This window comes from Galbibacter kalidii (assembly GCF_026241135.1).
Taxonomy (GTDB): domain Bacteria; phylum Bacteroidota; class Bacteroidia; order Flavobacteriales; family Flavobacteriaceae; genus Galbibacter.
On record NZ_JAPFGA010000005.1, the window covers coordinates 1 to 18,033 of the forward strand.

The 18,033-nt window shown below is 38.8% G+C and carries 18 protein-coding genes and 1 tRNA gene; 9 read left to right on the forward strand and 10 right to left on the reverse strand.

The window, feature by feature from the left end; all coding sequences use genetic code 11:
- The first annotated feature begins 272 nt into the window (after positions 1 to 272).
- The 3 genes from OOZ15_RS06750 (at position 273) to OOZ15_RS06760 (ending at position 3,591) form a co-directional block, all read left to right on the forward strand.
- A complete protein-coding gene (locus OOZ15_RS06750; protein ID WP_265955243.1) occupies positions 273 to 1,043 on the forward strand; it encodes a zinc metalloprotease in 771 nt (256 codons plus the stop codon).
- A 232-nt stretch (positions 1,044 to 1,275) separates the two neighbouring features.
- Entirely contained in the window at positions 1,276 to 2,604 is a 1,329-nt protein-coding gene (gene ffh, locus OOZ15_RS06755) for a signal recognition particle protein (RefSeq protein WP_265955245.1), read from the forward strand.
- 96 nt (positions 2,605 to 2,700) lie between these two features.
- Positions 2,701 to 3,591 (forward strand): bifunctional 5,10-methylenetetrahydrofolate dehydrogenase/5,10-methenyltetrahydrofolate cyclohydrolase, encoded by an 891-nt coding sequence (locus tag OOZ15_RS06760; RefSeq protein WP_265955247.1) that lies wholly within the window; start codon positions 2,701 to 2,703, stop codon positions 3,589 to 3,591.
- A 7-nt stretch (positions 3,592 to 3,598) separates the two neighbouring features.
- On the opposite strand, the gene OOZ15_RS06765 is transcribed toward OOZ15_RS06760, so the two are convergent.
- The gene (locus OOZ15_RS06765; protein WP_265955248.1) at positions 3,599 to 4,534 is read right to left on the reverse strand and encodes a mechanosensitive ion channel family protein; all 936 of its coding nucleotides are present in this window, start codon (positions 4,532 to 4,534) and stop codon (positions 3,599 to 3,601) included.
- A 154-nt stretch (positions 4,535 to 4,688) separates the two neighbouring features.
- The gene (gene rho / locus OOZ15_RS06770) at positions 4,689 to 6,350 is read right to left on the reverse strand and encodes a transcription termination factor Rho (RefSeq protein WP_265955251.1); all 1,662 of its coding nucleotides are present in this window, start codon (positions 6,348 to 6,350) and stop codon (positions 4,689 to 4,691) included.
- Between the two features lie 263 nt (positions 6,351 to 6,613).
- Between rho and OOZ15_RS06775 the strand changes: the two genes are divergently transcribed.
- A complete protein-coding gene (locus OOZ15_RS06775) occupies positions 6,614 to 7,024 on the forward strand; it encodes a DUF4293 domain-containing protein (protein WP_265955253.1) in 411 nt (136 codons plus the stop codon).
- Between the two features lie 266 nt (positions 7,025 to 7,290).
- Here OOZ15_RS06775 and OOZ15_RS06780 read toward each other — a convergent pair whose 3' ends face one another.
- Positions 7,291 to 8,880, reverse strand: a complete 1,590-nt coding sequence (locus OOZ15_RS06780) for a peptide chain release factor 3 (RefSeq protein ID WP_265955255.1) — start codon at positions 8,878 to 8,880, stop codon at positions 7,291 to 7,293.
- Between the two features lie 145 nt (positions 8,881 to 9,025).
- Here OOZ15_RS06780 and idi point away from each other — a divergent pair, with 145 nt between their 5' ends.
- The 5 genes from idi to OOZ15_RS06805 all read left to right on the forward strand — a co-directional run bounded on the left by idi (position 9,026) and on the right by OOZ15_RS06805 (position 11,612).
- The gene (gene idi, locus OOZ15_RS06785) at positions 9,026 to 9,553 is read left to right on the forward strand and encodes an isopentenyl-diphosphate Delta-isomerase (protein ID WP_265955257.1); all 528 of its coding nucleotides are present in this window, start codon (positions 9,026 to 9,028) and stop codon (positions 9,551 to 9,553) included.
- Positions 9,550 to 9,957 carry a 6-pyruvoyl trahydropterin synthase family protein gene (locus OOZ15_RS06790; RefSeq protein ID WP_265955259.1) on the forward strand — a complete coding sequence of 136 codons (408 nt, stop codon included), beginning with the start codon at positions 9,550 to 9,552 and terminating at the stop codon, positions 9,955 to 9,957. Before idi ends, OOZ15_RS06790 begins: the two co-directional genes overlap by 4 nt.
- A 40-nt stretch (positions 9,958 to 9,997) precedes the next feature.
- Positions 9,998 to 10,966 carry a type I phosphomannose isomerase catalytic subunit gene (locus tag OOZ15_RS06795; RefSeq protein WP_265955261.1) on the forward strand — a complete coding sequence of 323 codons (969 nt, stop codon included), beginning with the start codon at positions 9,998 to 10,000 and terminating at the stop codon, positions 10,964 to 10,966.
- An 88-nt stretch (positions 10,967 to 11,054) separates the two neighbouring features.
- Complete coding sequence (locus tag OOZ15_RS06800; protein WP_265955263.1) at positions 11,055 to 11,336, forward strand: hypothetical protein; 282 nt, start codon at positions 11,055 to 11,057, stop codon at positions 11,334 to 11,336.
- A 202-nt stretch (positions 11,337 to 11,538) separates the two neighbouring features.
- A tRNA-Thr gene (locus OOZ15_RS06805) sits at positions 11,539 to 11,612 on the forward strand.
- Between the two features lie 252 nt (positions 11,613 to 11,864).
- On the opposite strand, the gene OOZ15_RS06810 is transcribed toward OOZ15_RS06805, so the two are convergent.
- The 7 genes from OOZ15_RS06810 to OOZ15_RS06840 all read right to left on the reverse strand — a co-directional run bounded on the left by OOZ15_RS06810 (position 11,865) and on the right by OOZ15_RS06840 (position 18,032).
- Positions 11,865 to 12,218, reverse strand: a complete 354-nt coding sequence (locus OOZ15_RS06810; RefSeq protein WP_265955265.1) for a dimethylsulfonioproprionate lyase family protein — start codon at positions 12,216 to 12,218, stop codon at positions 11,865 to 11,867.
- A gap of 106 nt (positions 12,219 to 12,324) precedes the next feature.
- Positions 12,325 to 13,113 (reverse strand): AraC family transcriptional regulator, encoded by a 789-nt coding sequence (locus OOZ15_RS06815; RefSeq protein ID WP_265955267.1) that lies wholly within the window; start codon positions 13,111 to 13,113, stop codon positions 12,325 to 12,327.
- A gap of 93 nt (positions 13,114 to 13,206) precedes the next feature.
- On the reverse strand, positions 13,207 to 13,779 hold the full coding sequence (locus tag OOZ15_RS06820) for a uracil-DNA glycosylase family protein (protein WP_265955268.1): 573 nt from the start codon (positions 13,777 to 13,779) through the stop codon (positions 13,207 to 13,209).
- Between the two features lie 2 nt (positions 13,780 to 13,781).
- A complete protein-coding gene (locus OOZ15_RS06825) occupies positions 13,782 to 14,138 on the reverse strand; it encodes a nuclear transport factor 2 family protein (RefSeq protein ID WP_265955269.1) in 357 nt (118 codons plus the stop codon).
- Positions 14,139 to 14,327: 189 nt separating this feature from the next.
- Complete coding sequence (locus OOZ15_RS06830) at positions 14,328 to 15,056, reverse strand: DUF4369 domain-containing protein (RefSeq protein ID WP_265955271.1); 729 nt, start codon at positions 15,054 to 15,056, stop codon at positions 14,328 to 14,330.
- A 90-nt stretch (positions 15,057 to 15,146) separates the two neighbouring features.
- The gene (locus tag OOZ15_RS06835) at positions 15,147 to 16,412 is read right to left on the reverse strand and encodes a DUF819 family protein (protein WP_265955273.1); all 1,266 of its coding nucleotides are present in this window, start codon (positions 16,410 to 16,412) and stop codon (positions 15,147 to 15,149) included.
- A 162-nt stretch (positions 16,413 to 16,574) separates the two neighbouring features.
- Positions 16,575 to 18,032 carry a glutamate synthase subunit beta gene (locus OOZ15_RS06840; protein ID WP_265955275.1) on the reverse strand — a complete coding sequence of 486 codons (1,458 nt, stop codon included), beginning with the start codon at positions 18,030 to 18,032 and terminating at the stop codon, positions 16,575 to 16,577.
- Between the last annotated feature and the right edge of the window lies 1 nt (position 18,033).

Below are 18,033 nucleotides of genomic sequence, written 5' to 3' on the forward strand. Positions count from 1 at the left end.
AGGAAACAATATTTAATAACCTTATTACCAAAATGGTCAATAGTGATGTTGTATATCAATCGAAATTGATAAGTAACTAACTACTGACCTCTATAAAACTTTTTTGATTGAAGCGAAAAATAGAGATTTTTGCCCCAGATGAAGGCTTTTTTGCGCTGCATAGCTAAGGCTATGGAGCAAAAAAAGACAAAATATGGGGTGAAAAGATTATTTTGTAGCCAATTAGAGAAAGTTTAAATGAGTTCTTTTAATATATTGCAAAAAAAATAGTGATGATAAAACAGTTTCTTAGGACGTTTTTGTTGCTGACGTTCATTTTTTTGGTGGGATGTTCAAAAGATGATGATCCACAGAATACTCCAAATCCCATTCCAAGCAACAGATTAAGCACAGGTGATTCTGCCGCCGACTTTCTTTCTGATGAGCTTTTTTCAAGTTTAGTGATAGAGGTAGTTTATGTGGAAGGTTATCAACCTTCTCAGCAATCATTGGATAATTTAGTGAGTTTTATCAATACCAGATGTCATAAATCGGGGGGTGTGGAACTCAATATGCGTTCTATTGCAGAACCCGGAGATGGAGATTACGATATCCAAGAGATTGATGATATTGAGCAAGATATCAGAAGTCAGTTTAACACCGAAAACAGGCTGGCGTTATTTGCCATGTTTATAAATGGGAAGTGGCATGAAGACACAGATAATTCTGTTGTTTTAGGGGTTGCATATAGAAATACATCCTTCGTGATTTTTGAAGAAACTTTACAAAGATTTAGCGATCAAGCCACCGAACCCGATCGTGTTGTGATGGAGACTACGGTGTTTAATCACGAATTTGGACATTTGTTAGGGCTGGTAGATTTGGGGACTGATATGCAAAGCGATCATCTGGATACCGAAAACGGTCATCATTGTGATGTTGAAGACTGTTTGATGAACTACCGTGTGGAAGCGGGAATCAGTATCGGGAATATATCCGGAGGTGATGTACCACAACTCGATAGTCAGTGTATAGCCGATCTACAAGCCAACGGTGGGAAATAGTCTTGGGTAAGATTTAAAAATTAAGGGCTGAAGAAGTCCAAAATTACTTTCCAACTTCACTTACAAATGCTTAAATTTGCACTTCCTGTAAAAACAGGATTAAATTACCTCGGGATGCGAGGCATTAGATGGAAAATCTAAAAGACATTGTCGACGCCCGCCTGAACGGAATGGGCAGGCAAGTGTCGGGGCATTTAAAATCTCACTTAGTGAGTAAAAGAAGAAATACAATATGTTTGATAGTTTAAGCGAAAAGTTAGATAAGGCGTTTCACGTTTTAAAAGGACACGGACAAATCACCGAGGTGAACGTTGCGGAAACACTTAAGGAAGTGCGCCGTGCGTTGCTCGATGCCGATGTGAATTTTAAAACGGCTAAAGAATTTACCAATACAGTAAAAGAAAAAGCGCTGGGGCAAAATGTATTAACGACATTGAAGCCCGGGCAGCTTATGGTTAAGCTTGTTAAGGATGAGCTTTCAGAATTGATGGGCGGTGAGGCAGCCGGAGTTGACCTTTCAGGTGATCCGTCTGTGATTTTGATGGCGGGTCTGCAAGGTTCTGGTAAAACGACTTTTTCCGGTAAGCTGGCTAATTTCCTAAAAAACAAAAAAACAAAGAAACCTTTATTGGTGGCCTGTGATGTTTACCGTCCGGCAGCGATCAATCAGCTTCACGTAGTGGGGGAACAGGTTGGTGTTGAGGTCTATTCTGATAAGGGAAATTCTGATCCTGTTGCCATCGCAAAAGCAGCCATTTCCCATGCAAAGTCCAACGGACATAACGTGGTGATTGTCGATACAGCAGGTCGTTTAGCTGTGGATGAACAGATGATGAAGGAGATTTCCAATATCCATAAGGCGATCCAACCGAATGAGACCTTGTTTGTTGTGGATTCCATGACTGGTCAAGATGCGGTAAACACGGCCAAGGCATTTAACGATGTTTTGGACTTCAACGGAGTGATCCTGACCAAATTGGACGGTGATACACGAGGGGGTGCTGCGCTTTCTATTAAATCGGTTGTGAACAAGCCGATCAAATTCATCGGTACCGGAGAAAAAATGGATGCTGTTGATGTGTTCTATCCGGCACGTATGGCCGATCGTATTTTGGGAATGGGAGATGTAGTTTCCTTAGTGGAAAGAGCCCAGGAACAATATGACGAAGAGGAAGCGAGGAAACTTCACAAAAAGATCGCTAAAAACCAGTTTGGTTTTGATGATTTTCTGAATCAGATTCAGCAGATTAAGAAAATGGGAAGCATGAAAGACCTGATGGGAATGATTCCCGGAGCAGGAAAAGCGCTTAAAGGAATGGATATCGACGACGATGCTTTTAAAGGAATAGAGGCTATTATTCATTCGATGACCCCAGAGGAACGTTCTGATCCGAAGTTGATGAATGGGAGTAGGAAAAAGCGAATTGCTAAAGGAAGCGGAACTTCTGTTCAGGAAGTGAATCAGCTGTTGAAACAATTCAACCAAATGAGCAAAATGATGAAGATGATGCAAGGTGGCGGCGGACGAAAAATGATGCAGATGATGAGCGGATTGAAGTAGGCTATTCAAAGTTCAAATAACACCAAAAAGGGCATTAAACCTTAAATCTTGAACTTTAAATTTTAAATCTTGAACTTTGAATCTAAAACATAAAAAATGACAATCTTAGACGGTAAAAAAATATCCAACCAGATAAAAGACGAAATTACTGCTGAAGTTGATAAAATGAGGGAACGCGGAGAAAAGGTACCTCACTTAGCCGCTGTTCTCGTAGGAAACGACGGAGCGAGTTTGACCTACGTGGGTAGTAAAGTGAAATCCTGTGAGCGTGTTGGTTTTGAATCTACTTTGGTAAAACTTCCGAATACCACCAGCGAGCTGGAGCTACTCAATAAAATAGAAGAGTTGAACAATGACGAGGATATCGACGGATTTATAGTGCAACTTCCGTTACCGGATCAGATTGACGAACAAAAGGTATTGATGGCTGTAGATCCTGATAAGGATGTGGATGGTTTTCATCCGATGAATTTTGGGAAAATGGCCTTGGATATGAGTACGTTTATTCCGGCTACACCTTTCGGGATTTTGGAGTTATTGGAACGTTATGGAGTAGAAACCAAAGGAAAACATACAGTTGTTATTGGTCGTTCGCATATTGTGGGGCGCCCTATGAGTATTTTGATGGGGAGAAAAGGTTTCCCAGGAAATTCAACGGTGACACTTACCCACAGTCACACCAAAAACATTACGCAGATCACTTCTCAAGCAGATATTATCATTACAGCCTTGGGATCTCCTAATTTCTTAAAAGCAGAGATGGTAAAAGATGATGCTGTAATTATCGATGTGGGGATTACACGCGTTCCGGATGAAGACAGACCTAAAGGATACAGAATCACAGGTGATGTGGATTTTGAGAATGTGAGCAAAAAAGCCAGCTTTATCACTCCGGTTCCCGGGGGAGTAGGTCCTATGACCATCGCTATGTTGTTAAAAAACACCCTTTTGGCAAGAGAACGTCATAGAAACAAAACAGAATTATAAGTAGATATTAAGGCTTATCAGTAAATTTTTCTTCTGAATTTTTAACAAGTATCCTTGTTTTTGGAAGGCTGTCCGGATATTCCCTTTGGACAAATTCGATTAGTTTTTCACGAATATACACACGAAGATCCCATGCTTGTGGAGAGTTTTTAGCGCTCATCAATGCCCTTATCTCCACATAATTTTCTTTACAATCGGTTACTTGAATTACATTGGCTTTTCCGTCCCATAGCGGATTACCTTCAAGTAACCGGTTGAGTTCTTTCCGAAGGACATCAAAGGGAATGTTGTAGTCGGTATAAATAAAAACAGTTCCTAAAATATCGGCATTGGTGCGTGTCCAGTTTTGAAAGGGTTTTTCAATAAAATAGGTGGTGGGTAATATAAGGCGACGCTTGTCCCATATTCTCACTACGACAAAGGTTAAGGTTATTTCTTCAACCCAGCCCCATTCACCTTCAACTACTAAAACATCATCTAGCCTTATAGGTTGCGAAATGGCAATTTGTAAACCCGCTAAAATGGATCCTATGACCTTTTGTGCGGCCAAACCTAATATGATCCCGGCAACTCCGGCAGAAGCAAATAGGCTAATGCCTACTTTACGAACTCCTTCAAAAAGCAATAATATGGATGCAATGGCAATAAGGACAATAATAAAGATGCTGATTCTCTCGAGGATATTAAACTGCGTGTAGAGTTTTCGAGCGTCAAGGTTGTTTTCTTGCTCAAGGTTATAACGCTTCAGATATCGCTTTTTAAAAACTTTCAGAAGAATAATTAATGCCCAAGTAATACTAATGATCAATAATATAGAACTAAGCTTCTCAATAAGAAATGTGGTGTCTCTGTTGAAATCGAAGAAGCTTTGATTGCCCCATTTAAAAAAAATGGCGACCAAGAATAGAATGATAGGGGTGGTGAATTTCTTTAAAGGAATCATAAACTGTTATTTTTCAGTAAATTATAAAAAAATACGGATATAGCGAATTCATTAACAGTCTTATAACCTATATCGATATATGGAAAGTATTAAATAAAAAAAATCCTGCCTCATGAAAGACAGGATTTTTGAATATTATACTTGGAAGAATTATTTACTGATTCATCGTCATTAAAAATTCTTCGTTATTCTTGGTTACTTTTATGCGTTGTTCCATGAATTCCATCGCTTCCAGTGGATTCATATCTGACAGATATTTGCGCATGATCCACATACGTTGGATGGAGTTTTCGTCCAATAACAAGTCGTCGCGACGTGTGGAAGAGGAGATAAGGTCGATAGCAGGGAAGATACGTCTGTTGGCAATTCGCCTGTCGAGTTGTAGTTCCATGTTACCGGTTCCTTTAAATTCTTCAAAGATCACTTCGTCCATTTTAGAGCCTGTATCGGTAAGTGCGGTTGCAATAATCGTTAGCGATCCACCACCTTCAATATTTCTCGCAGCACCAAAGAAACGTTTTGGTTTGTGTAGCGCATTGGCATCAACACCCCCACTTAATACTTTACCACTGGCAGGTTGAACAGTGTTATAGGCTCTTGCTAAACGCGTAATGGAGTCTAGAAGCACCACTACATCATGACCACATTCTACCAAACGTTTTGCTTTTTCCAAAACAATGTTAGCCACTTTTACGTGTCTATCGGCAGGTTCATCAAAAGTAGAAGCGATCACTTCACCTCTAACGTTACGCTGCATATCGGTTACCTCTTCAGGACGCTCATCGATCAAAAGGATAAGCTGAAATACTTCAGGGTGGTTGGCAGCAATAGCATTTGCAATGTCTTTCAGCAACATGGTTTTACCAGTTTTTGGCTGAGAAACGATCATACCACGCTGTCCTTTTCCTATAGGAGAAAACAAATCGACAATCCTTGTAGAGATCGTACTTTGTTTTTCTGCCAATCTGAATTTTTCATCCGGAAAAAGAGGTGTGAGATGCTCAAAAGAAACACGATCTCTTACCACTTGTGGGTCGAGTCCGTTGATTTGATTTACCTTGATAAGCGGAAAATATTTCTCACCTTCTTTTGGAGGTCTTACGGTACCTTTTACAGTATCTCCCGTTTTTAGACCAAACAAACGTATTTGTGATTGTGATACATAAATGTCATCAGGAGAAGACAGATAGTTGTAGTCACTACTTCTTAAAAATCCGTAACCATCTTGCATGATATCAAGAACACCTTCACTTTCTACGATGCCATCAAACTCAAAATCGGGTTCTCTATATCGGTTTTTCTTTTCCTTGTCATAGTTATCCCTGTCTTTTGGCGAACTTTTTTTGTGTTGATGTGATTGAGATTGATTACGGCTTGAGCTACTGTCTTTGCGTTGTTGACCACTTTTATGGTCTTTGCTCGCCGTTTTATGTTGTTTTTGATCCACGCTTTTTTGTTGTTCTTTTTTGGGAACAGCAGCGGTTTTGCTCTCCTTTTTTGTGTTTTCCACCTCTTTTTGGGGTTTTTCCGCTGTTTTTTGAGGAGTGTTTTTTGAAGCCGAGCTAGTTGCAGGGCTTGTTGTCTTTTTTGTTGTTCTGGCTGTTCTTTTCCTTTGAACAGGTTTCCGTGCAGGGGTTTTCTTTTCCCTTTCTTCTTTTTCTTTTGCCACCGCTTCCGGGCTAGCTGCCTGTATATCTAGGATTTGGTATATTAAATCGTCTTTTTTAAGGGATTTGTATTTAGGAATTCCCGCTACTTTGGCAATTTCCTGTAGCTCAGCAAGTTTTTTTGCTTTTAAATCTGAAATTTCAAACATTGATAAAATAAATAATTATGAGTTTGAGGTAAAATGATATTTTCTCTCGAAAAAATTAATAGAAGTGCAAATACAATCGTAGTAAAGTACTTGTTCCGAATTGACTACGCAATAATACAAATTTATTTTAACAAACAAGCACATTTTTTCAAAAAGAACGTTATTTTTGCCCAATGAACTCATTAAAATATTTTGATTGAAGCGAAAATCACTCTTTTAAGCCGATTAAAAATATTTAAGCGAGTTCAATAAAAAGCAAAAAAGTGATACAACGCATACAAAGCATATATTTACTGATTGTTGTTATTGTGAGTAGCGCTTTACCATTTTTGGTAAATTTGTGGACAAACAATGATGGACAAAAAGTGTATGCAACCGATAATATGTTGTATTTAGGATTGTTTATCGGGATTGCTGCACTTGCTTTTGTTGCTATATTCCTATTTAAAAACAGAAAAAATCAATTTGTCTTGAACAGATTGAACATGATATTGAATCTTTTTTTACTAGGATTTTTCGTTTATCGGTCGCTAATCTTATCCGGAGAAAGTAATATTTCTGAGAAGGGTATTGGGATGCTTCTACCTATTGTTTCTATCGTTTTTTTAGTGTTGGCCAATAAGGCCATTAAAAAGGACGAAGATCTCGTAAAATCTGTTGATCGGTTACGATAAACCTAACATCTTAGTATATTAGTGCGTGAAGCCCGGGTGGAGATCCGGGCTTTTTTTGTTCCCCCCTTAATCCCCCCGAAGGCCCGAAGGGGGGAGATTTCATAATTTTCAAGCACTAAGTTTAAGACGATATTAACGGGATTCTCTAATAAAAGCAGAGAAATATGCTCCCCTCCTTAGGAGGCGTTGGGGGAGGACTTTATAAGTTTAGAAAATAGAAATACGAAGTTGGAAGTATTTCGTATTTCTATTCTGGTATTTCGTAATTATTTATACTCCGAGACAAAATGTAGTTTTACATTCGGGTATTTTTGTTGTGTCATTTGGATAGAAAAAGCAGAGTCGGCTAAAAACACCAATTGTCCCTGTTTGTCTTTAGCGAGGAATTTTTGTTTTACACGTTTGAACTCGGCAAACTCTTCACTGTTCAGATCTTCAGGTTCTACCCAACAGGCTTTGTGAACAGGAAGGTTCTCGTAGGTGCATTTTGCTCCGTATTCGTGTTCCAGACGGTATTGGATTACTTCGTATTGAAGTGCTCCAACCGTTCCTATTATTTTTCGGTTGTTCATTTCCAAGGTGAAAAGCTGTGCCACACCTTCATCCATCAACTGGTTGATCCCTTTGTTCAATTGTTTGGCTTTCATAGGATCGGCATTGTTGATATACCTAAAGTGCTCGGGAGAGAAACTCGGAATCCCTTTAAAATTCAGAACTTCACCTTGTGTTAGGGTATCACCGATCTTAAAATTTCCGGTATCATGTAAACCGACAATATCACCTGCATAGGAAACGTCTACGATCTCTTTTTTTTCAGCAAAAAAAGCATTCGGACTCGAAAACTTGAGTTTTTTGTTATTTCGAACGTGTAAATAGGGGGTGTTTCTTTCAAAAGTTCCTGAAACTATTTTAATGAAAGCGAGTCGGTCGCGATGTTTTGGATCCATATTGGCGTGGATTTTAAATACAAAACCTGAAAAATCGTTTTCGTTAGGTTTTACCAGGCGCTCTTCAGCTTTTTTGGGCAGCGGGGGAGGGGCGATCTCCACAAAACAATCCAACAGTTCCCTCACTCCAAAATTGTTTAATGCCGAACCAAAGAAAACAGGTTGGAGCTCTCCTTTTATGTATTCTTCCCGATCAAAATCAGGATAGACCTCATACACCAATTCAAGGTTTTCCCGGAGTTCATCAGCTGCATCTTCCCCGATGATCTTTTCGAGTTCCGGACTTTCTACATTGTCGAAAGCGATGGTTTCTTCGATATTCTTTTTGCTGTCACCGCTAAAAAGATTGATGTTTTTCTCCCAAACATTATAAATTCCTTTAAAATCATATCCCATTCCGATAGGGAAACTCAGCGGAGTTACTTTCAGGTTCAATTTTTGCTCCACCTCGTCCAAAAGATCGAAAGCGTCTTTTCCTTCGCGGTCCAGTTTGTTGATGAAAACGATCATAGGGATGTTACGCATGCGGCAAACCTCGACCAGTTTTTCGGTTTGTTCCTCCACTCCTTTGGCAACGTCGATCACTACGATAACACTATCCACGGCAGTAAGGGTTCTAAAGGTATCTTCAGCAAAATCCTTATGGCCCGGTGTATCGAGAATGTTTATCTTTTTGTTTTTATAGTTGAATGCCAAAACCGAAGTAGCTACCGAGATCCCCCTTTGGCGTTCGATCTCCATAAAATCACTGGTTGCTCCCTTTTTGATCTTATTGCTTTTTACGGCGCCAGCTTCTTGTATGGCACCACCAAAAAGCAGTAGCTTTTCAGTTAAAGTGGTTTTACCCGCATCGGGGTGGGAAATAATCCCGAATGTTCTTCTTTTTTTGATCTCTTCTTCTAAACGCATGCTTCACAGTTAAGGTCTGCAAAAATAATTGAATCTATAAGAAGAACCATTATTTAGGATGATTTTATTGTTTTATGATATGCTTAACCAATTTTGTAGCTTTGTTGTGTACTTTTAGAGCTTAATTTGAATGAAAAAGAGCTGAATGGGAAAAGAAAAAGTAATTCTTGTTAACGAACAGGATGAGCAAATAGGCTTGATGGAGAAGATCGAAGCACATGAAAAAGCATTGTTGCACAGGGCTTTTTCTGTCTTTGTTTTTAATGACAAAGGTGAGACCATGATCCAGCAACGCGCCTTACATAAATATCATTCTCCGGGATTGTGGACCAACACCTGTTGCAGTCACCAGCGAGAGGGCGAGAGCAATATTGAAGCCGGAAAAAGACGCCTTATGGAAGAGATGGGCTTTACAACCGATTTGGAAAATGTATTGTCTTTTATCTACAAGGTGCCGTTTGATAACGGTCTTACCGAACACGAATACGACCATATCATGATAGGGAAGTTCAACGGCGAACCTAATATTAATTCTGATGAGGTTGTTGCATGGAAATGGGTGTCGCTACAAGACATCAAAAAAGATATGGAAGTGAATCCGGAGATATACACGGCTTGGTTCAAGATCATTTTTGATAAATTTTATGAACATATAGACCCATCAACGATATGAGGTTGAAAGTAAGCAGAAAAGCACATTTTAATGCCGGACATCGGTTGTATCGTAAGGATTGGAGTGATGAAAAGAACAGGGAGGTCTTTGGCAAATGCAGTAATCCGAATTACCACGGGCACAATTACGATCTTACAGTTAGTGTTATCGGGGAAGTAGATCCCGAAACCGGATTTGTAATCGACTTGAAGATATTGAAAGATCTTATCGTCAGGGAAGTTGAAGAACACTTTGATCATAAAAACCTGAATATCGAAGTGCCTGAGTTCAAATCGCTCAATCCGACGGTGGAAAATATAGCTGTGGTGATCTACAATCGCTTGAAACCATTTTTAGAGCAGTATGAGCTCGAAATCAAGCTTTATGAAACACCAAGAAATTTTGTGACCTACAACGGTGCATAAATTATTACTAATTAAAAGACAGTAGTCACCATCATTACAAATGAATTTATATCCATTGAAATTTTCCCCTATTTTTAAAGAATATCTATGGGGAGGAACTAAACTAAAAGAAGTATTAGGAAAAAACGTAAAAACTGAAACTGCCGCAGAAAGTTGGGAAATATCAGCAGTGGAAAACAATGTTTCGGTAGTCAAAAGCGGTGCTTTGGAAGGAAAAACACTTCAAGAGCTTATCGACAGCTATAAAGCGGAGTTGTTGGGAAGAAGCGTTTATGAGCGTTTTGGTAGCAAATTTCCGATTCTAATCAAGTTTATCGACGCCAAACTCGACCTTTCGGTACAATTGCACCCTAACGATGCCTTGGCAAAAGAAAGGCATAATTCCTTCGGAAAAACAGAAATGTGGCATGTGATGCAAGCCGATGAAGGATCAGAATTGATACTCGGGTTTAAAGAAACCTTGACCAAAGAAGAATACCTAAAGCATCTTAAAGAGGGGAAATTACTCGAGATTTTAAATGCCGAAAAGGTAAAGGCTGGAGATACCTTCTTTATCAATACCGGAAAAGTACACGCCATTGGTGCAGGGATTTTATTGGCTGAAATCCAACAAACTTCAGACGTGACTTACCGTATTTATGATTACGAACGTAAGGATAAAGACGGTAACACAAGGGAGCTGCATACAGAATTGGCCGTTGATGCCATCGACTACGAAAAGAAAGATGATTATTTGGTTTTGTATGATAAGGAGTACAATTCGTCAAACAACATGGTGCGTTGTCCATATTTTACCACCAATTACATCAATGTGGTGGGGACTTTTGTAAAGCAGCTGGTGAACCGTGATTCGTTCAGTATTTATATCTGTGTGGATGGAAAAGCACAGGTGAGCTCAGGAGAATATAAAGAAAGCCTGAACCAAGGGGAGACAATTTTAATTCCGGCATCGGTCAACGAAATTAGTATTAGTGCCCAAAACGCAAAGATTTTGGAAGTCCATATATAAAACTCATTTAAGCTTTTTCGCTTCCATCAAAAAAGTTTAAACGAGTTCATGAAAAATAATGTATTTTTATATTTAAATCTTGATAATTATGGCTAGTATAAGAGACTTAAAGAAGGATATCAACTATGAGTTGGGTGAAATCATTGAAGCGGTATATGTTTGGGAGATCAGCACCAATAATCCGAACTCAAAAAAAGGCGACAAAATAATAGATGAAGCCATTGAAATTTTTGATGACCTGATCGTTAAGGTAAACGATAAGGATGTGAAAAAAGAGGATAAAAAAACGCATTTCAAAGCCATCAGGAAAGAGCTGGACGACAAGGCTAAAAAGTTAGTTGAAAAATTGAATAAACTTCCGACTTCCTGATTGTAAATCAGATACATTTTTTTCAAAATAAAAAGTTTGCAAAAATAATTTTCAGGATTATATTTGCGGACATTTTTAATGTAAAATACTTCGGGGTAAGCCTGCCTGCCGACAAAGGCAGGCCCAAAAGGCACTAGGGACAACCTAAAAAATATTTAAGTGTAAGCTTCGAGATATTTAAAATCTCACTTAGTGAGTAAAGGCCGATGTAGCTCAGCTGGCTAGAGCAGCTGATTTGTAATCAGCAGGTCGTGGGTTCGAGTCCCTCCATCGGCTCAAAAGAAAGCCTCTCAAAAATTGAGAGGCCTTTTTTGTTTGTGACGTCGTTGATGAAAATAAAATTAGAGGGGCGAGAAGCCTGTCCTGAGCGTAGACGAAGGGAGTCCCTCCATCGGCTCAAAAAAGCTGTAAATTCAGATGTCATGCTGAGCTTGTCGAAGCATAATTTATTGAAGTTCAATATGTTTTCGACAGGCTCAGACTGACAAATCAAATTCACTAAGGGCTTTTTAGACAACCTCTTTTTGTTTACAGGATTTCGACTTCTTCCGGTACTATAAACAGGATAACACAACCTGTTTCTGTTTTTACCGAATGCTTAAAATTTGGTGGGGTATATAAGTAGTCACCAGCATGTAAAGTTGCTCCTTCAATGATGGCCGATCCTTCCAATACGTACAACTCTTCTCCTGATGGATGGTTGTGGTAGGGATAACTCGCATTTGGTTCAAATTTGAGTATTATGCTGGTAGAACGCTGGGATGTTTTGTCATATCGTAATGATTTAACATACATCCCTTTGTAATGAGTTCCTTTTTCAACTAACGGTTGCCAGTCCATGTTGGGTGTTTTAACGATGTAATCTTGAATGTTTGTGTTCATTTTTTTTGATTTTTGGTTAAAAAAATAATGCTATGTTTATAAACACAAATTTGGTGTATTAGGGAAAGGTAAAAAATAGACGATTTTAAGAAAGGGATGTAAAATCTTATAAAGAATGGGTTTTTCTGTAGGATTTTGGAGAGGTGTTGGTATATTTTTTGAAAAAGTTTGAAAAATAATATGGGTCATTGAAACCAAGTTCGAAAGCTATTTCTTTGATTGATATTTTTTGGTAGATCAGCATTCGTTTTGCTTCTGAAACAACAAGACTGTATATCACATTCTGTGCTGTTTTATCAGTGTGTAGTTTTGATAGTTCATTTAATTTTAATTCCGTGGTATGAAGTTTATCGGCAAATTGGCTCACATTGTAGTTGTCCTTAAAATGCTTTCTGACATGTTCTAAAAAATTTAAAAACAATGCATCCGGCTTCCAAATTTCATCTCCATTTTCAATCTTTGTTCTGTTGATCTCCACCAAAAGAAGTTCTATATAAGAACGAATAGAGATTAAGTATTGGTATGGTTTTTCAATCAGCTCATTATTTATTTTACGACATAGTTCAGAAAACATTTTCGGGTCTTTTAAAGTGATGATTTCATTCATACCGAAATGACAAAAGAGGCCATTGTGAAAAATGAGCTCGATATCATTATCGTCTTTACAAAAGAAATCCAATGTAAATTCCAAAATAGACAATGCCCCATTTAATTCTTTAATAAAATGTATTTGACCGGAAGTAATGGTAATGACTTGATCTTTATAAAGACGGTATTCTTTATCATCGATCATTAGAGTGGTGCTTCCATCCTTGCAGTGTAGAAGTACGTATTTTAAAATCCTTCTCGGGTTTAGTTCTTCATTGAGAGTGCTTATAGTTTTAAAGTTAATCATAAATAATTTTTCTTAATAAGATAAAAGTTAGTTGTTTTTTATAAAATTGATTTATCAAAAGAACAAACCTTTTTTAACTATTCTGTTTGATCATTATTTAACAAGTCGGCTTACTCTTTCCTGTAATACCGGAATGACATCGGTTTCAAACCAACTATTTTTCCTTAACCAAATATTATTTCTAGGGGATGGATGTGGTAAAGGCAGATATTTTGGTAAATAGGAATCGTAGTTTTTAACGGTTTCTGTCAAAGTTCTTTTTGCGTCATTTGCCAAATAGTATTTCTGTGCATAGAGTCCAATGAGAATAATCAGTTCAGCCTCTTTCATATGGGTAAAAACCTGCTGATGCCACTTTGGGGCACATTCTTTTCTCGGGGGTAAATCACCCGATTTTCCTGTACCGGGAAAACAAAAACCCATAGGGATCAATGCGAATAGTTTCTCGTCATAAAATTGTTGTTTATCCACAGCCAACCATTTCCTTAAATTGTTTCCGCTGGCATCATCCCATGGGATACCGCTATTTTGCACTTTTTGCCCGGGAGCCTGACCAATGATGATTATTTTGGAAGATGAACTCGCCTGCAGAATTGGCCTTGGTTCGTTTGGGAGATAATCTTCGCATATTGTGCAATTTCTGATTTCCTTGATTAGATTTTCCATACTTATTCCTGTAACTTTCTTTCATCACGTATTTTACCAATATGGTAATAGGCTATAACCTTTTTAATCAGATGATCTTTAAAATAATACCATTCACTTACATCCAGAGTGAAATCATTTCCTTGTTTTGTCGTGTAGCGGACACAGGCACGGTCGTCTTCGTAAATTCCATCGTGTATTTCAAAAGTTTGATTCAGGAATTTATCTTCATTTTTCTTCACCAAATCGAGATAGGCTTGCTTTCCGTTGATTGTACCAAACGGACTTATATGTCGGAAATTCTCTGAAATCGGCAAGTCGAAATAATTTCCTTTTTCCCATTTGTCAAACCACTCTTTAACTAAGATTTCAGAGTTCATATTGCAAATTTATTGGTGAATTTGTTTTTTTATGATGGTTGTTATTGTAGGTAAAATAATATCCACATCCTCTCAAAGATACTATTTTTTTAAAGTCAGGGAAAGTTGGATGGGGGCATAACAAAACACCCTGTCGGTCTATTTTAGATAGTCAAACAGGGTGAATTGTATTTTTAAAAAGTTAGCTGTTTACTGAATAGAGTCCTTTACAGCTTCTTGTAGTTCTTTTCGCTTGTCGATATATTCAGCAAGCATTTTTCCGTACTTAGAATTGCTTATTTCTGAACTCAAGGTCTTGTTGATGGAATCTAAAAACTTGACATTGATGTTGTCGGCATTGCTCAAGATGATATATGGTGCTGCATATGATTCCTTGTTGTTTATGGCAAAATTCAAGGTGTACAAATAACTACGTCTCATATTATTATCAGAAACTTTTTGAAGGGAATCTGCCAAGATGGTGTCCCCACTTTTAGTAGCGTCGAGTGTCTCTTTTATCAAATCGAGATTTTTATTACTGAATTTAGAGATCATTTTTTTGTATTCAGCCAATTTTTCATGGCTTTTAGAGCCTTCCACTTGAGCTTCAGGCGCAAAATAATCCCTAGTGGTGTTGATAGTGATCGTACCTTCTTCCCCAAAAAACTCGAATCGGTCGTTCAGTGGATTCCCATCGTTTTTGTCAAGGTACAGGTAGAAAATCTCCGGATTTTCAACATTGGTGGAGAAGGTAAAATCGGCATTGCCATCAATCGTCAATGAATCGATGGATACGATACTACTATCCCCATTTTTTTGGAAATACAAGGTTCCTTTTTTCAGTCCTTCGACATTTCCTTTTACAATCATATTGGCTTTTTCTTTTCCACATGAAAAAAGAAAGAGGGCCAGAAGTCCGGTTATTAGTATTCGGTACATATTTTGTTTTTTTCCCTTTGAAAAGTTCTGTATGCTATCCTCTGGGTAATTAATTTGAAGGGCAAATATGCGTAATTCTTATATAAATTGCTACACTTTGGATGCGATTTCCATCAAATAAGCACATAAAATGGCGCCATAGGTTCCAACAGCATATCCAAAAACGGCCAACAACACCCCGACGGTTGCCAAAGAAGGGTGGAAAGCTGCTGCAACTACAGGAGCTGAAGCTGCCCCACCAACATTTGCCTGACTACCAACGGCCAGGAAGAAGTACGGAGCTTTGATGAGTTTGGCTACTAAGATCAACAAACCGGCATGGAAGGCCATCCAAACAAAACCGATAGCAATAAGCCCGGGGTTTTCAAAAATCCTAAAGACATTCATTTTCATACCAATGGTGGCTACCAGAATATAAATACAGATTGATCCTATTTTACCTGCACCGGCACCTTCATAATTTTTAAACTTTGTGAATGAAAGTACAATTCCGATAACAGTCGCGATAGTGATCATCCAAAAGAACTGCGAACCAAAAGAAGAAAGTGCGTTTTTAGAATCGCTGATGGATTCAAAATTATTGGTGAGAAAAGTAGAAATATTGTTGGCTCCCCAATGTGCAAATCCTACAGCAACGAATGCAATGGCGAGGATCATAACCAGATCTCCAAGAGAAGGAACACGGGTTACTTTTTCAGTAAACGTTATTACCTTGTTTTTTAGGGTTTCTATGGCAGTGTTGTCTGCTTTGAACCAGCGGTCTATTCGTTTGCTTTTTCCGATTCCCAATAGTACGATGGCCATCCATAGGTTAGCCATAACAATGTCTACAAGCACCATACCACCGTATTTTTCAGGGTTATATTGGAAAATTTCGAGCATGGCAGCTTGGTTGGCGCCTCCGCCAATCCAACTTCCGGCCAAGGTGGCCAAGCCTCTCCATACAGCATCAGGACCAATACCACCCACGGTTTCCGGCGATACGGCAGAAATAAGCAAGATAGCCAATGGTCCGCCTATAATAATCCCGATCGTTCCTGTAAAAAACATGATAAGCGCTTTTGGTCCGAGATTGAAAACAGCTTTTAGGTCGATACTCAGGGTCATTAACACCAGTGAGGCAGGAAGTAAATACCTGCTGGCAATAAAATAGAGGTTTGATGTTTCGTCTGAAATCACCCCAAAAGAACTGAAAAGGGAAGGGAGTAAATAGCACATCAGTACCGAAGGCACTATTTTATAGAACTTGTTCCAAAATCCTGTTTTTATGGCTGAAGTATAGAAAACAAAGCCTAAACACAACATGATAATACCAAATACAATAGTGTCGTCTGTAAAGATGGGTGTTTCTTGCATGAAAAAAATTTTGGGCAAAATACAAAAATGGAAACAAAACCGAACAATCCTACAAAAAAACAGCCGACTTAATTAAGCCGGCTGTCTTACTCATAACTAATCAAAAATAAATATTTAACCTAAGAGCATTTTTCGCTTCAATCAAACCAGTTTAAACATGCTCTAAGCAGAAGGAAGATCTCCGTTCCCTTTTAGAGGGAGGGCAGAAGTGCCCATCAGAAATTTATCTACATGATGTGCAGCTTCCCTACCTTCAGAAATCGCCCAAACGATCAATGACTGACCTCTGCGCATATCTCCTGCAGTAAATATATGAGGGATATTGGTTTGATAATCATTACCTTCGATGTTGCTTCTGTCGTCTGTGTGAAGTCCTAATTGCTCACTCAAAGTAGCTTCCGGACCTGTAAATCCTAAAGCCAATAATGCTAATTCGCAAGGCCATTCTTTTTCAGTTCCTTCAACTTCTTGTAGTTGAGGTCGCTCCCCTGGAATTTTTTTCCATTTTACATCAACAGTCTTAATACCTTTCAGGTTCCCTTTTCCGTCTTTTACAAACTCTTTGGTAAGTATACTCCAGTTTCTATCACAACCCTCTTCGTGTGAAGAGGTTGTTTTTAACGTGAAAGGCCAAAATGGCCATGGGTTGTCCTCTGTACGCATGCTTGAAGGCATAGGCATAATTTCAAAATTGGTCACTGATTTTGCTCCATGTCTGTTGGATGTCCCAACACAGTCAGAACCGGTATCTCCACCACCAATGACGATGACATTCTTTCCTTTGGCATGCAATGCTTCAGTAGGTTCTTCGAGTCCGTCTACAACTTCGTTGTTACGCTTTAGGAATTCCATGGCTTGAACAACACCCTTTGCGTCGGCACCGGGAATAGGGAGCTTTCTTCGTTGTGTAGCTCCACCGCACAATACCACTGCATCAAAATCGTTTAGTTTTTCCACGTCGTAATTCTTACCTACGTGAACATTGGTTTTGAATTCGATGCCTTCTTCTTTCATAATATCAAGACGGCGGTCTATCACCTTTTTCTCTAATTTAAAATCAGGAATTCCGTAGCGCAGTAATCCGCCAATTTTTTTGTCTCGTTCAAAAACGGTTACTGTGTGTCCGGCTCGGTTGAGTTGTTGTGCTGCCGCAAGTCCTGCCGGTCCGGAACCAACAACGGCTACAGTTTTTCCAGTGCGATTTTCAGGTGGATTTGGCTTTATCCATCCTTCTTTAAAGCCTCGCTCTACAATATATTTTTCTATAAGTTCGATAGATACCGGAGGTTGAATGATTCCCAAAACACAAGATGATTCACAAGGTGCGGGACACAATCTTCCGGTGAACTCAGGAAAATTATTGGTTGAATGAAGAATGCGCAGGGCTTTACTCCAGTCGTTCTTGTATACGGCATCGTTAAAATCAGGAATAAGGTTTCCAAGCGGGCACCCACTATGGCAAAAGGGAATGCCACAATCCATACACCGACCGCCTTCTTTATTCAGTTCTTCGGTATCGAGCTCTTTGGTGTACTCGTTATAATTTTTTACACGTTCGTCAACAACAACAGTATCTTCATCTTGTCTGTCGTATTCTAAAAATCCTCTTAGCTTTCCCATA